12 protein-coding genes and 2 tRNA genes are annotated in these 14,668 nt (G+C 31.1%); 8 read left to right on the top strand and 6 right to left on the bottom strand.

Annotation, left to right across the window (positions count from 1 at the left end; all coding sequences use genetic code 11):
* Positions 1–2 precede the first annotated feature (2 nt).
* The 5 genes from Q4Q40_RS06680 to Q4Q40_RS06700 all read left to right on the top strand — a co-directional run bounded on the left by Q4Q40_RS06680 (position 3) and on the right by Q4Q40_RS06700 (position 5,333).
* The gene (locus Q4Q40_RS06680; RefSeq protein WP_303301011.1) at positions 3–1,262 is read left to right on the top strand and encodes a cyclic GMP-AMP synthase DncV-like nucleotidyltransferase; all 1,260 of its coding nucleotides are present in this window, start codon (positions 3–5) and stop codon (positions 1,260–1,262) included.
* Positions 1,259–3,055, top strand: a complete 1,797-nt coding sequence (locus Q4Q40_RS06685) for a ThiF family adenylyltransferase (RefSeq protein WP_303301012.1) — start codon at positions 1,259–1,261, stop codon at positions 3,053–3,055. The genes Q4Q40_RS06680 and Q4Q40_RS06685 overlap by 4 nt, the downstream gene beginning before the upstream one ends.
* Positions 3,042–3,518, top strand: coding sequence for a Mov34/MPN/PAD-1 family protein (locus tag Q4Q40_RS06690; protein WP_303301013.1), 477 nt, complete (start codon positions 3,042–3,044; stop codon positions 3,516–3,518). Before Q4Q40_RS06685 ends, Q4Q40_RS06690 begins: the two co-directional genes overlap by 14 nt.
* A gap of 126 nt (positions 3,519–3,644) precedes the next feature.
* On the top strand, positions 3,645–4,214 hold the full coding sequence (locus Q4Q40_RS06695; RefSeq protein ID WP_303301014.1) for a hypothetical protein: 570 nt from the start codon (positions 3,645–3,647) through the stop codon (positions 4,212–4,214).
* Positions 4,215–4,445: 231 nt separating this feature from the next.
* Complete coding sequence (locus Q4Q40_RS06700; RefSeq protein WP_303301015.1) at positions 4,446–5,333, top strand: hypothetical protein; 888 nt, start codon at positions 4,446–4,448, stop codon at positions 5,331–5,333.
* A 1,380-nt stretch (positions 5,334–6,713) separates the two neighbouring features.
* Here Q4Q40_RS06700 and Q4Q40_RS06705 read toward each other — a convergent pair.
* Both Q4Q40_RS06705 and Q4Q40_RS06710 read right to left on the bottom strand, forming a co-directional pair.
* Positions 6,714–7,241, bottom strand: a complete 528-nt coding sequence (locus tag Q4Q40_RS06705; protein ID WP_303301016.1) for an RNA polymerase sigma-70 factor — start codon at positions 7,239–7,241, stop codon at positions 6,714–6,716.
* A gap of 20 nt (positions 7,242–7,261) precedes the next feature.
* Positions 7,262–7,594: a hypothetical protein gene (locus Q4Q40_RS06710; protein ID WP_303301017.1), complete on the bottom strand. Its 333-nt coding sequence runs from the start codon at positions 7,592–7,594 to the stop codon at positions 7,262–7,264.
* A gap of 443 nt (positions 7,595–8,037) precedes the next feature.
* Between Q4Q40_RS06710 and Q4Q40_RS06715 the strand changes: the two genes are divergently transcribed.
* Positions 8,038–8,364, top strand: a complete 327-nt coding sequence (locus tag Q4Q40_RS06715) for a hypothetical protein (RefSeq protein WP_169669119.1) — start codon at positions 8,038–8,040, stop codon at positions 8,362–8,364.
* Between the two features lie 123 nt (positions 8,365–8,487).
* On the opposite strand, the gene Q4Q40_RS06720 is transcribed toward Q4Q40_RS06715, so the two are convergent.
* From Q4Q40_RS06720 to Q4Q40_RS06735, 4 genes are all read right to left on the bottom strand, one after another.
* Complete coding sequence (locus Q4Q40_RS06720; protein WP_303301018.1) at positions 8,488–9,756, bottom strand: site-specific integrase; 1,269 nt, start codon at positions 9,754–9,756, stop codon at positions 8,488–8,490.
* A gap of 226 nt (positions 9,757–9,982) precedes the next feature.
* Positions 9,983–10,057: transfer RNA gene (locus tag Q4Q40_RS06725), tRNA-Pro, on the bottom strand.
* A 32-nt stretch (positions 10,058–10,089) separates the two neighbouring features.
* A tRNA-Ser gene (locus Q4Q40_RS06730) sits at positions 10,090–10,178 on the bottom strand.
* Positions 10,179–10,271: 93 nt separating this feature from the next.
* The gene (locus tag Q4Q40_RS06735) at positions 10,272–12,320 is read right to left on the bottom strand and encodes an HD family phosphohydrolase (protein ID WP_303301428.1); all 2,049 of its coding nucleotides are present in this window, start codon (positions 12,318–12,320) and stop codon (positions 10,272–10,274) included.
* A gap of 282 nt (positions 12,321–12,602) precedes the next feature.
* Here Q4Q40_RS06735 and Q4Q40_RS06740 point away from each other — a divergent pair, with 282 nt between their 5' ends.
* Complete coding sequence (locus Q4Q40_RS06740; RefSeq protein ID WP_303301019.1) at positions 12,603–13,778, top strand: acetyl-CoA C-acyltransferase; 1,176 nt, start codon at positions 12,603–12,605, stop codon at positions 13,776–13,778.
* 127 nt (positions 13,779–13,905) lie between these two features.
* Complete coding sequence (locus Q4Q40_RS06745) at positions 13,906–14,655, top strand: C40 family peptidase (protein WP_303301020.1); 750 nt, start codon at positions 13,906–13,908, stop codon at positions 14,653–14,655.
* The last annotated feature ends 13 nt before the right edge of the window (positions 14,656–14,668 follow it).

A 14,668-nucleotide genomic window follows, 5' to 3' on the forward strand; every position in this document is an offset into this window, starting at 1 on the left:
CTATGCTCACAATAGAACAAAAGGAACAATTCAATGAGGTATTAGAAACATTAGGAGGAAATCTTGATATATCAGAAACTCAATTTAATGCCGCTGTTACAAGCTATGAATCTGTTGGAACTTGGCTTTCAAAGGATGACTCAGAATTAGCACCATACAACCCAACAATAAAACCGCAAGGGTCGTTTATACTAGGCACTATTATAAAACCTATATCAGTTGACGATGATTTGGATATTGATTTGGTTTGTGAACTTAGCAAGAAGAATGATTCTTGGACGCAATTTGACCTGAAAAAAATTGTAGGAGACCAGCTTAAAGCTAATAAAAGAATAGATGACTTGTTAGATGAAGAAGGCAGACGATGTTGGACACTAAAATACCGCCAAGAATCAGATAATTTAAAGGAGAAATATCATATGGATATTTTACCTGCTATCACAAGCGAAGGATATAATGTAATCTTGAATGAATCTTATGCAAAAGCTTTTAGTGCAGAAGAAGTCGATAAATTAGGTATTAGTATCACTGATAATAAAAGTGATAACTATTATAGTTCGAATACTCCTGAAGATTGGCATAAAAGTAATCCTTTTGGATATGCTCAATGGTTTTTTGCAAAAGCCTCTTTACAGCAAACTACAAAGCTGTTTTCTCTAAATGAATCAGTAAAGCCTGTACCTACTTTTCAAAAAGAGAGATTTCCTTTGCAGAGGGTTGTTCAAATTTTGAAAAGACATAGAGATATGTTTTACAAAGGTAAAAGCGAAGAAGAAAGAAAGAACAAACCAATTTCAATTATTATAACAACTTTAGCATCTCACGCGTACAGAGGCGAAGTAAACATTATGGATGCACTTGGTAATGTAATTAGTACAATGTATGAGAATATCAAGGACTACAATCCAAATACTGGAGAGAAAGAAAAATGGGTTGAAAATCCTGTTAACAGTTTGGAAAACTTCGCTGATAAATGGAAGGAATTTCCAGAAAGACAAACTCATTTTTATAATTGGTTGAATGAAATAAAAAAAGATCTTAGCAACATAACTTCACAAGCAGAGAGAGGTTTAAGTTTTATTAATGAAGCAATGAACAGACCTTTTGGGGAGGAATTGATGACAAAGACTTTTAGCAATATAAAGAATAAGGGATTACTTTCATCCACGTCTACTTTTTTATCTGCTAATGTTAATAAAAGCATTGATACAGAATTGCCAAAAAAACTTCCCAAAACTAAAAGAGAAGGGTTTCAAAAATGAAATGGTGGGAAGATAAAAAACACATTTTTGCTAGGGAAAAATTGAGACTAAATAGTGAATGGAAATCAAATGATTTTGAATTCTTCATTCAAAAGGAATTACTTTGGCTATCTGGCACTTTATTCCTTCCAGCAAAAGTTGGCGGTTTTATCAACTTTCCATTTGAATTAAAATATCCTCAAAATTATCCTTTTTCAGTTCCTTATATTTATCCAAAAGGTCGGGAAAAGGATTGGGTTGGAAACCATCAATTTATTAGTACTGCTTTTTGCTTAGATATTAGGGACAAAACGTGGAATTCTTCACTATCAGCTGTTGATATTATTAAGAGTCTTGAAAAACTATTATTAGCAGCTTTAGATATGATTGAAAACAAATCAGGTAAACTCGATGTCTATGAAGAAACTGAACCAACAAAATTAGATAATACCAAAAGAACTATCCAATGCATAGTTCCATATCCTTTATCATTTCCTAATGGTTCTAATATTGGGAGTTTTACCTATCACAGTTCAATAGCTGATAATAGGGTAATTATAAGTCCGATATTACCAAAAGAAAAACCAGATAGTGATTATATTAAAAAGGCTTTTGAAAATGAGTACTTAAAAATATGGGGATTCAACCTCTTGTTTTCAAAAAATAAAGGAGTATGGATTAGAGTATCCCTAAATCACCTAAATTCAATTGTGTTTAAAGACAACCTAAATATATTCATTAAGTATTTAAGCAGTGAGAAAATTATATCGGTAGAGGAAATACAAAATCACATAGAGAAGGACAAGGTTAAACAAATTGTTTTTTTTACAAATAATAAAGCCGAATTGTATGCAGAAATCAATTATAAAGAAGGGGAAATTAAATATTTTGGATGCTATAACCCAGATTTAACTAAACTAAACTCAAGGGTACCTGATTCTCAAAAAGCTTCACTAATTAATACAAAAAAGGTAGCTATTATTGGATGCGGTTCTGCAGGGAGTGTTATTGCAGAGGAATTTGTGAAATCAGGTGTTTCAGAGTTGATACTAATTGATGATGAATATTTAACTGTAGAAAATGTAATAAGACATACATGTGGTATAGAAGATATTGGCTTAAAAAAAACTCAAGCTTTAAAGAATAAATTATATCAGATTAACCCTTTCATTAAGATTGATTGTGTCAATACTAACATAATTACTATTCCAAGCCATGTTAGTGAGAAAATAAAGGGCGTTGATATAATTGTAAATGCAACAGCTGATATAGAAGAGGTCATCAATGAGTTTTGTTGGTTATATAAGATACCATCGCTTCATTCTAAAGTATATCCTATGGGTTACGGTGGGGAAATCCTAAGAATTATCCCCGAAATAACTCCCTGTTTTGAATGTATGAATAATAAACTATCTAGGATATTAGAATCACAGGAAGGGTTTAACGATACACCTGACAGTAAGTTTATTAATTATAACGAAACAGAAGAAGGGGAAATACTTCCAACACCTGCACTTAGTATTGATGCTAAATTTATCTCGCTTTTTACTGTTAAAATGGCTCTTGAGATTCTTCTTACTGATACCTTAGAGGTATTTAAATCAAAACCTAACATTATTTTATGGGGGAATGAAAAGAAATGGATTTTCAAAGAAGAATTTGCATGTGTTAAAGTAGATACATCCAAATTCATATCATATTCAAACTGCTTTGTTTGTTTTGGTAACAAGCAAATTGAGTCAGAACTTGGTTTAACTGAACAGGAAGTTTTAAATATCACAAATGATACAATTATAAAGAATGACGAAGATTAAATTTAAAGTTTCTCTTGAAGTTGAGGCTAAAATTGAGAGAGCTCTTAGAAAATCTGGTGATTTTGAAACGGGAGGAATACTAATTGGTAACAAAATCGAAGATAATAGTTTCGAAATAGTGGATGTTTCAGTTTCAAATGAAGATAACAAATACTCCATAGCTTCTTTTATTAGAGGAGTTAAGAAATCTGATATGCTTTTAAGGAAACACTATAAAAGAAAATCAGGTTATTATATTGGAGAATGGCATTCTCATCCCAAATTTAGTCTATCACCAAGTCGTCAAGATATTGCAACTATGTTTGGTATTCTTGCTGATGATAATTATGGAGTCTCGTTTAGCATTCTCATAATTACCAAAATGAATAATGATAAACTAGACTATCAGGGGTATTTTTTTCATGAAAATTTGAATGAAATAATTGTGCTAGAACAAAGCCCAGCCCCTAACAATGTGTCATAAATAATGCGGAAATAGTGGTATGTTTAAACGAATTAATAAACGGCAGTGTAATTTGATAGTTTAGAGCTTCGAAATCCCGCACTACTCATACACGAGTCGTTACCAACATTACGAAATAAAAATGGAATGAGTAAAAGAATAATTAAAGGATTAGATATTGAAGAATGTAGAATTTTGAAACATATAATTATTGTTGCCGATAAAAATTATGGTGAAACAGCTATTGGAAATGTTTTTTATAAAAGAAAACTCTCTACTGATTACAATTTATTGAAACAAAAAAAAGAGGATGACAAATATACAGGCAATAGAATTGAAAAGCTCCTAAAAGAGTATCCGCAACAAGAAAATTATCCGAATGATAGGATTGATGTAATTATATTAGAGGCAATTAAATACAAATATCCTAAGTCTTATTTAAGAAATGATTTAATCATTTTTAATACGGATTTAGAAAAATTAGAAATTTTAAAGAATAAAAACAAAATTAATGGTAAAATTTATTTTACTCCAAATATTACAGATTTATCAAATGTTTTTGCATACGTGGGAAAAACATTTGAATCACCTGAGATAGAAATAAATATATATAGCGATTATCAAAATGAAATAAAAAATGAATATACTTTTTCTTCAAGTTATTTCTTAGATGAAAAACAGATATTGGATGAATTAGAATTAATTGAATTTGAATAAAAAAGTGGCTAACAAAACTTATAATTAATACGGGTTTTGGTACTGAACCCAAAGTTTAGAGCTTAAAACGAAGTCCGCCAAATCTTTTTGATTTGGCTTTATAAAGAAAAAGATAAAACAAAATAAAAAGTTTTGGCTTAGTGCTTAATCGGAAAATCAGTAATTTTAATTCCCGTACTAACCATAGCCGAGACGTTGAACATACAGAAAACGGAACATAATCGAAAATCAATGATATTAGAAGAAGAAATAGAAACACAGATAAGTCTCTTTTTCGATTTGATAAATCATCCTCAAGTTCAAAATTATTATATAAAAGACCTTGAGAATTGGGATGCACTTTGTGCTTCACTTCATATAATTAGTGATCTTCAAAGACCAAAAAAAGAGTATTATTCATTGAAATCAATCAATTATCTTGAAACTATAGGGATAATTCAAACTATTTATATAGAACAAGACTCTGTTAATACCTTAAAGTATGCAATAACTGAACAGAATAATAAAGGATTCTCTTTATCTGAATATAAAAAAATACGGAATATCAGAAATAAAGTTTTTGGACATCCTTCAGAGAAAAGAACAGGAAAAATTAAAACACGTCATTTTTTTGATATAAAGAATAGTGAAAAACAAATTGTCAAACACATTTTTTGGGGAACAGAAGCTGAAATTGAATCTGAAAATTTTACAATCTCTGATTTAATTACTAGTAACTCAAAAATAACTCTCACTTATCTCGAGGAAATCGGAAAGGAGTTAAAACTGAAATTTGAAAAAATAATGGCTAATTATAATATAAAATTTGAATCTCTTTTCAAAAGTGGAACATATATATTTGAAAAACTTCTAACAAAAGAAAATGATAGAATAACTATTGAAACATATCATTCGATTGATGAAGATATTGAAAAAGTAAAACAAGGATTAAAGGAAAGAGATATTTTAGAAGAATACGAACAACAAATTGGGGTTTTAGAGTTTCTAAGCACAAAATTAAAAAACCTTTTTGGTAATCAAACATATAAAAATATTGAATTTTATACTTATGCTTCGGTATTGAGAGATAAGATTACAGAACTCACAAAAGAGTTGAAAGAAGTAGATAAAATATTTTAAATAATAAAGTACAAAAGCCCAACAAAGAACTGAGTTAAAAAAAGTCCATTTTAAACCAATTTTTGGTCATATAGCATTCCTTATTTGAGTTTTCCCTTGTAAAAAACTAATGATAAACATCGACTTAAATATCCAATAAAAAGTCCTTATGTAAAGTGTGTTTACAAAACTAAGCGGAAAAGCAAGAGGGTAACACGCATAGCGATGTTACTATTTTGTATTTAATTTATTTTCAATACCTTATACTTATATAATGAATTTTAATATTTCATTTTTTCGTAAAAAATGCTCTGACCCCAGTAAAATCAAGGAATTTTTTACTAAAAAATGAAATGTGTCATAAAAATTTGATGCGTTTTTCGATATATGCTACCGCACTCGCTTTTGGCTCGCTTGGTTCATTTTTAAAGCAATGGATTCTCCACGCTCAATTCAGAACCAATACAGAAAAACGTTTTAAAATCCAGCCTCTAAATCCATCACTTTAAAAACGGATTCTCTTTATGGAATAAATGACTTTTTAAATTCTGCGACCTTCGGGAGCAAACAAGAATGTGTCCACAGACACACATCTTGATTTCCAATCCAATAGGCATAGAACTCAAATTTTAGATACGTCTTACCTTGAATGATTATTATCTGATTTTGAAATATTTTCTTTTAAGATACTTTTCATTATTTACAGCAAACTTTTTCAATGTTTACTTGTGTTTCGAAGGGATTTACAGTAAACTTTCATCTTTAAACTTATTGAGAAACCAATGAAACCTCTTTGTTTATAAGCCTTTTCCAAGAAAATGAATAACGTAACGTCGCTTTAGCACGTTACCCTCTTGCTATTCATTTCCGCCCGCACACGGTCGAAAACAAATACCTAGCCAAAATATTAGCTTAAAGCATATATTCAGAGTAAAAGTGAAATTTTAAGAAAAAGAAAATACAGATTTTATTAAATGTGCAGTTCTTAAATTATTTAAAATTAGATATTACTCAATACATCAGACATTAAAAATGATTTACTTATTATATCCAGAGTATTTTCCTTTTTTTTGATTTTTTTAGCCCCTCCTCCTCTAGGATACTGCGGAATGATCACAGTTCTTTAACTTGATTTACTTCCCATAGAGCCTTCGTATTACCTTTTTTTGATGCTTGATTTGATTCAATATTCAGGTTTGATAAGACGTATAAAAAAGAGCGAGGCACGAGCCTGATTTATGCCGTAGTTCAAAACTGAATATTGTTGTTTTGCTATCAAAAAAAGGTAATGCGGAGGCTCGAAAAGTGGATTAAAATACTATGTAAAATTTAAAATAAAGGCAAATTAAATAAATATTTAAATCTTATTTTTTCATTCAATTTTTTTCTATGTAAAACAAGTTATCTCGTTTTTAAAAAGTCAAGAAGCTTTCTTAATTTGTGATAGGCTACTTTTTTATGATCTTTGACCGTATTGATAGATATGGATAATTGCTCTGCGATCTCATTATTTGTAAAATCTTTTATACTCAATCTAATAACTTGAGCGGCTTTTTCTGGTAGTCCATTGATGGCGTTTTCTATAACAACGGTGGTTTCTAGAACTACGGCTTCAGACATATAGAATTCTTCAGTGTCATAAGCCTCTAACTTTGCAAGCTCATAACACTCTGTAACCCTATAGGTCTTACTTTTTAAATAATTGAGGCATTTATTTTTTACAGCTTTATAAAAAAATCCAGTAGCATGGGTTTCATTTTTAAAAACGGTTTTAGATTCCCATACTTTAATAAAAACATCCTGAACAACGTCTTTTGAGGTATCTAAATCATTGAGATACTTGTATGCAAACACACAAAGTTGCGGATACAAGCTTTCAAAATAGCTTTTATACTCCCTATGAGTGAAGTCTTTTCTATCCCCGCTCATAATTTTAATTTTTTTTTAGGCTACCAACTAGCATTTACAACCTCATTTGCTTTAGCGCACAACACTAGATTGGTAAAAATCATATCAACAGGAATCAATTCCCTATTGTTAATATAATCCTTAGGAAAAAAGGAAAAGAACCCATCAAATTTTTTATTAAATAAAAGGGACATTCCCGAATTACAAGATAGACCAGTGTATATAATACCTATAACCTTTAAGCCCAATTTGCAATGTACTTTAACTTCATTAGTTAGGTTAGATCTGTTAAGCAACTCGATTAAGAGGGGTTCAGCGACATAATATAGACGAGTCAAGCTATATGGAACAGTTGGAGTTTTAGAATTAGACATGAAATAGATTTTAAGATTTTACCAATAAACATATAACTGCGTACCAAAAGGCAGCAGGAAATAAAATAGTATTCCTATTTTAGATTAAATTATACGTATTTTATAATGATCAATAAAGTTGAAGTTGGCTTGAAAAATGAGATAAATAAATCTCAAAACCTTAATGTATAGACACAAAAAAGCGTGAAACTCAACCTACCTGTTAGGGGTACTGGTATACCTTGCACCGATAAGAGAGCTCACGCCTAGGTCGCGAGCTAATCTACTTATCATCTCAGGTGCAAAATTACCAGTTTTCTAACAGAGAATCAAAGCGACAGCTTCAAATATTTTTAATACGAAGAATCGCAAATATATATAATCAAAAACAAACTTAATAAAAAAAAACTAAACTGGCACTATCGTGACAATGAAAATAAAAAAAATATTTTTCTTTTGTCTTTATGTCAAAGAGTAAAAATAAAAAGAGTCATAAACAAGATGAATCTGGAAAAGTTTTTTTGTTGGATAAATTTGTTTGCAACTATATTACAACTGAATGGCTTTCCGACGGAGCTTCCAATCTCTCTCACAGCAAAAAATACGGTGTACATCGACACATTTTAACCAAAATAAAAAAGGAAGATGGGTATAGAATCCCTTTATCTTCGCTTGCAATAATGTGCTTCTACAAGAAAATAGCTCTATCCGATTTTTTCAAAATGATTGAAAATAAATATGGTTCAAAAATTAATGATGATTTTGTAGTTAATACAAAAAAAGAAGAATAAAACATCTTTTTTATTTAGAACCTGTCACCATTAGTTTAAACTAATGATTTATGTTTTTACAATCCAATAAATCCTGTCTAATCAATCTCTAATATTCTATTGAAAGGAAATTCTATTTGAGTCTTAAAAATTGACCTTTTTGGCTTGCTCTTGAGATTGTTGCTTCTTGCTTTCAAATCGTATAAGTAGATTTTGTATATCCTCACTTATCTTGGTCTCTACTACCCTAGCATAAATTTGGGTTGTTGCGAGTTTGGTATGTCCCAATAGCTTGGATACCGTTTCTATAGGTACGCCATTGGAAAGCATGACGGTTGTTGCAAAGGTATGTCTGGCAACATGAAAAGAAATGTTCTTGTGGATACCACAAGCTTTCGCAATTTCTTTTAAATAAGTATTGGTCTTTTGATTGGAGCTTATGGGTAATACATTATTGGTTGTAAAATCTTTTTCTTGGATAACTTTATACTTTTCAAGTATTGCCCATGCTTTGGGGAGTATTGGTACTTTTACCTGTTCGTCCGTTTTTTCTCGTTTGGTATATATCCAATTATTGCCGTCTATGCCCTTAACAATATTGCTTTCTGTAAGTTCTTTAACATCTACATAGGATAGCCCAGTATAACATGAAAACACAAAACAATCTTTGATTTTTTGTAGGCGGTCGCTTGTAAACTCTGTAGCTTCTAATAGGTGCAATTCTCTTTCTGTTAGGTATTCCCTGTCGTATTTGTTATATTTTAATTGAAATTGGCTAAATGGGTTTTTGTTCATCCATTCTAGTTTAATGGCTAGGTTTACCATTTTTTTAAAGCGCTCTAAATGTTTCATCACGCCATTATTGGATAATATCAATTGCTTTTTAGAATTTTTGTAGGTTCTCAGGTAGTGTTCAAAATCTGTGATGAATCTAAAATTTAATTGTTTCAAGTAAATATCCTTTACTCTTTTTTTCTTTTGTAAAAACTTCTGTAAGTATCTTTCTGTGGTATAATAATTCTTCATCGTTCCTGCTTTGAGAACGTGGATCATATTTCCATTGTGGTAAGTGATTAATTCTTTTAAGGTCTTGCTGTTGTCATCTTCTCCCAAGTATCGGGACTTAATGGCGTCCGAGGATATGATTTTATCTTCTTCTAGGAGCTGTTTATGACATTGGAGCAGTTTGTTATACACCTCATCTAAATAGGCGTTTAAAACTCTTATTTTTTCGGTATTACCCCTACCCTTTGTTTTTGTACTGTCCCATTCATTTTGGGCAATACTTCTTTTTAAACTCATTTCTGCTCGTTTACCTTTTACAGTAATACGAACATAGATAGAAAGCTGATTGGGATTGCTTCTAGATTTTCTTGTAAAGAAAATAACAGCAAAAGTGCTTTTTGTTTTCATAACTCATTGACTTTAGTTAAACAATAATTTGTTAAGCAGAAAGTCAAATCACACCCTAAAGTTCTTTAAAGTTAGCACATTTTTGGTAAACAATTGCACACCTAATTGCACACCTTTTATATGGGTTTAAATGGTATCATTTGATATCAAATAAAATGTGTAAAAACAAAAAACACTGATAATCATACGATTAACAGTGTTTTGTTATTACCTATTACTAGGTTCGTCGGGGTGGCAGGATTCGAACCTGCGACCTCCGCGTCCCAAACGCGGCGCGATAACCGGGCTACGCTACACCCCGAATTGATTATCTAAATTTCTAAAAGAAATTTGCGGAGAGACAGGGATTCGAACCCTGGGTAAGTGTTTCCACCTACGACGATTTAGCAAACCGCTCCTTTCGGCCACTCAGGCACCTCTCCAAATTTTATAAGAACTTTTCAACAAAATTGCGGTTGCAAATGTACTAGATACTTATATATAACGCAACTATTTTATTTACTTTTTTATAATTTTTATTCTGGATATTCAATCCGCAAATGGTAAATATTTGCAAGCTTGTGTTTTAACACCTTTTTTATAGATTCAATCTCTTTAAAAGTAATATTTGCGTTCAAAAATTGCCCCTCTTCAATTTGCTTATTTATTATAGTTTCAACAAAAGCATCAATCTTAGTAGATGTGGGCTCTTTTAAACTCTTAGAAGCCGCTTCAATACTATCACACATCATTAATATAGCAGTTTCCTTACTAAATGGCTTTGGTCCGGGATAACTAAAATCTAACTTATCAACATCTTCAAAATCATTTTTTGCCTGCATATAAAAATAATAAACAACACTAGTACCATGGTGGGTACGTATAAAATCTATAACTCTATCTGGTAAATTATTTTTTCTAGCGATCTCAATACCGTTTATAACATGATTTGTAATGATTCGAGCACTCTCTCTCGATGATAATTCATCGTGTGGATTAATCCCTGTTGATTGGTTTTCTGTGAAATAAGTTGGATTTTTCATTTTTCCAATATCGTGATACAAAGCCCCTACCCTTACTAACATGGCATTAGCACCTATTTCACTTGCCGAAGCCTCAGCAAGGTTTGCTACATTTAGAGAATGATGAAACGTTCCAGGTGATTTATTAGACAATTCTTTAAGCAATTTTGAATTAGTGTCTGATAATTCTAAAAGTGATACGTCTGAAACTAAACCAAAAAGCTTTTCATAAACATATATTAATGGTTGCACAAAAAGAGTTGCCAATCCACTTAAAATAAACCAAATAAATATTTCCCACTTTATAGTTTTCAAACTACCTTCATGAATAACGACAAATGCAAAATATGCTATAATATAAATAAGTGTTATTTGTCCTACCGAAATAAATAAATTAGCTCTTTTATATAATTCTGAAACAGTTAGCATTGTTACAATTCCTGCAATAATTTGAAGAAACATATACTCATAACTATTAGGGACAATAAATCCTATTAATAAGACCGTAAGCACATGTGCAAACAAACCCAATCTAGCATCAAAAAAAGCTTTAAATACCAAAGGCAAAATACAAATTGGAACAACATAAATGTACTTCGAATTATAGTTTACTACCAAGGTTGTAATAAATATTAATAAAGAAATATTAAAGAAAATAAAAGTAACCTTCGTATTATCCTCAAAGACACTTAATCTATACTTTCGTAAGAATAAAAGCAACATTAATAAAGTTAATGCAACCAATAATGTATATGCGAATAGCACCCATATATAATTAGACTCGCTCCAAACTTGCGATTCGTATTCAGACTGTAATGATTTTAATTTTTGATATGTATCCCCTTCAACAACTTCCCCCTTAGAAACTATTAGTGTTTCCTTTGCAATACTCCCTCTGGCATAAGCAATTTTTCCAACTTCCTCTTCTAATACTTTAGCTGTAAACGATTTATCGAATGCTAAGTTGGGCTCTACTAAATCAAAAAACAAAGAAGTAAAATTTGTTTTATATTGAATCAGTCCATACTTGTTTAAAGAATTATCAATTACTTTTGAAACAGCATCTTGTTTAATTAAATGAGAAAAGAATCCATCTTCTTTTTTAACCCTTCCATCAAGTAACACTATGGCCTTATTATCCGAAAAATCATAATCCTCACCTAAAACTCCAAATAAATACAACTCAGAAATAATAGCTTCCCCAGCCTTGTATAACTTTTTAGATACAGTCCTAGAAATAGAATCTGATATTATGTTTTTAAACTGATTTTTATATTCGGACTTTACTTTTACCTCTACAGTATTATCTAAATTAAAATACAGTACAGAATTATTGGTTAACACTTCTTTTTCAGAAGTAATTTCTTCATCTGTTTTTTTTATAGCAAAATCAAAAGGAGCATATAAATTTTCAGATTGCCAAGGCTTTCCTTTTTCAAAATTATATTTAAATTTTCCGCTTTTGGGAAATAAATACACAATTAAAAAAGTGGTAGAAATAAATAACAACCCCTTATAAATTAAGGAGTGATTTCTATATAATTTATTTATAAAATCTTTCATCAAAAAGGTTAATGGTCTCAAATGTAATAAAATTATAACGTTCTTCATTTTTATATGAACTCATATTACCTTTTTGTTGTTAACCGAAAATAAAATAACATATATAAGGTGTGATATTTTTGTGAAACACAGATCTAAACATAAAAAGAGTAACGAAGTTATAGGTAAACTTTAGCTATTTTTAGGAAATAGAAAAAGTCAAGATGTATTTTCTATAAATGAATCATTCATATTTCTACTAAAAATCGTTATTTTCGCAAGTATAAACTAAACATCAAATTAATGAATAAAGAAGTAGTTATTGTATCAGCTGTAAGAACTCCTATAGGTAGTTTTCTAGGTGCTCTATCCACTATTACTGCTCCAAAACTTGGAGCTATTGCTATTAAAGGAGCCTTAAATAAAATAAATTTAGATCCAAAACTAGTTGAAGAAGTTTTAATGGGCAATGTGGTACAAGCTGGAACAGGTCAAGCCCCCGCAAGACAAGCTGCTATTTACGCAGGCATACCCAATACGGTTCCATGTACTACTATAAACAAAGTATGCGCCTCTGGAATGAAAGCTGTTATGCAAGCTGCCCAAACCATCGCTCTTGGCGATGCAGATATTGTTGTTGCTGGTGGTATGGAAAACATGAGTTTGATTCCTCATTATTTACATACTCGAACGGGTACTAAATTTGGACCAGCTTCGTTAATTGATGGAATGCAAAAAGATGGATTAGTAGATGCTTACGACCAAAATGCTATGGGAGTTTGTGCAGATGCATGTGCAACAGAATATAAATTCTCTAGAGAAGAACAAGATGCTTTTGCTATACAGTCTTATAATCGTTCTGCTGCAGCATGGGATGCTGGAAAATTTAACAATGAAGTTGTCCCAGTTGAAGTGCCTCAACGTCGTGGAGAACCAATTATAGTTAGCAAAGATGAAGAATTTACTAATGTGAAAATGGATAAAATTCCACAATTACGTGCAGCATTCACTAAAGAAGGAACAGTAACAGCCGCTAACGCCTCAACTATAAACGATGGTGCTGGCGCAATGATTTTAATGAGTAAAGAAAAAGCTAATGATTTAGGCTTAGTTCCTTTAGCAACTATAAAAGGTTATGCTGATGCCGCTCACGAGCCTGAATGGTTTACAACAGCTCCAGCAAAGGCATTACCTAAAGCTATAAATAAAGCTGGTATCAAACTTAGCGATATAGAATATTTTGAATTTAACGAAGCTTTCTCTGTAGTAGGATTAGCAAATATGAAAATCCTCGGATTGAATGATAGTAATGTAAACGTAAATGGAGGTGCTGTATCATTAGGACATCCATTAGGGTGCTCAGGTGTTAGAATTTTAATCACGTTATTAAACGTTTTAGAACAAAACAACGCTAAAATTGGAGCTGCTGCTATTTGTAATGGAGGCGGTGGTGCTTCTGCAGTTGTAATAGAACGTTAATCTTAAATATTTTTTACTGTTATTAATTTATTATGAAATACTTTTTAAAATTTTTATTCTGCAATCTGGTTTTCTCATTAATAATTGCATAAATAACTAATAGTAATGACTAATAGATAATAACGTTATGCAATACGGAATTTGTAATTTAAGCATTGTTCCTCTTAGAGATGAGCCTGCAGACACTAGTGAACTTGTATCACAAGTAATCTATGGCGAAATTTTTAAAGTCTTAGAACAACGCAAAAACTGGAGTAAAATTCGTTTAGCATTTGATGCTTACGAAGGTTGGGTAGATAACAAACAATATCTCGAAATTACAGAAGAAGTTTACAAATCTTTAAATAAGGAAACTCCGAAACTCTCGGCAGACTTAGTAGAGTTTATAGAGGATAATAACAACCAATTACACCCTATTTTATTAGGCTCTACCTTAAATGGACTGTCCCATTTAAATCATAAGTACGAAGGGCTTTTTTTTGAGGGTAAAAAAGCAAAAAGCAACATTGTTCAAACGGCATTTTCATATTTAAACACGCCATATCTTTGGGGTGGAAAAACACCATTTGGTATCGATTGCTCTGGCTTTACTCAAATGGTTTATAAATTAAACGGTTATAAAATATTAAGAGATGCATCACAGCAAGCAACTCAGGGAGAAGCTTTAAGTTTTATTGAAGAAAGCGAACCTGGCGATTTAGCTTTTTTTGATAATAACGAAGGTGTTATAACCCATGTTGGTATTATAATGAAAGACAACTACGTTATACATGCACATGGAAAAGTTAGGATTGATAGATTAGACCACTCTGGTATTTATAATGTTGACAAAAAAACACATACCCATAAGTTACGTGTCATTAAAAAAGTAATCTAATAAAAAAAGGAGC

Origin of the sequence: Flavivirga jejuensis (genome assembly GCF_030540765.1) — a bacterium.
GTDB lineage: Bacteria > Bacteroidota > Bacteroidia > Flavobacteriales > Flavobacteriaceae > Flavivirga > Flavivirga jejuensis.

Excerpts from the sequence above, each read along its gene's own strand:
- Q4Q40_RS06745 (WP_303301020.1), top strand. The coding sequence starts at position 13,906 with ATGCAATACGGAATTTGTAATTTAAGCATTGTTCCTCTTAGAGATGAG.
- Q4Q40_RS06735 (WP_303301428.1), bottom strand. The coding sequence starts at position 12,320 with ATGAAAGATTTTATAAATAAATTATATAGAAATCACTCCTTAATTTAT.
- Q4Q40_RS06715 (WP_169669119.1), top strand. The coding sequence starts at position 8,038 with ATGTCAAAGAGTAAAAATAAAAAGAGTCATAAACAAGATGAATCTGGA.
- Q4Q40_RS06685 (WP_303301012.1), top strand. The coding sequence starts at position 1,259 with ATGAAATGGTGGGAAGATAAAAAACACATTTTTGCTAGGGAAAAATTG.
- Q4Q40_RS06720 (WP_303301018.1), bottom strand. The coding sequence starts at position 9,756 with ATGAAAACAAAAAGCACTTTTGCTGTTATTTTCTTTACAAGAAAATCT.
- Q4Q40_RS06700 (WP_303301015.1), top strand. The coding sequence starts at position 4,446 with ATGATATTAGAAGAAGAAATAGAAACACAGATAAGTCTCTTTTTCGAT.
- Q4Q40_RS06695 (WP_303301014.1), top strand. The coding sequence starts at position 3,645 with ATGAGTAAAAGAATAATTAAAGGATTAGATATTGAAGAATGTAGAATT.
- Q4Q40_RS06680 (WP_303301011.1), top strand. The coding sequence starts at position 3 with ATGCTCACAATAGAACAAAAGGAACAATTCAATGAGGTATTAGAAACA.
- Q4Q40_RS06690 (WP_303301013.1), top strand. The coding sequence starts at position 3,042 with ATGACGAAGATTAAATTTAAAGTTTCTCTTGAAGTTGAGGCTAAAATT.
- Q4Q40_RS06710 (WP_303301017.1), bottom strand. The coding sequence starts at position 7,594 with ATGTCTAATTCTAAAACTCCAACTGTTCCATATAGCTTGACTCGTCTA.
- Q4Q40_RS06705 (WP_303301016.1), bottom strand. The coding sequence starts at position 7,241 with ATGAGCGGGGATAGAAAAGACTTCACTCATAGGGAGTATAAAAGCTAT.
- Q4Q40_RS06740 (WP_303301019.1), top strand. The coding sequence starts at position 12,603 with ATGAATAAAGAAGTAGTTATTGTATCAGCTGTAAGAACTCCTATAGGT.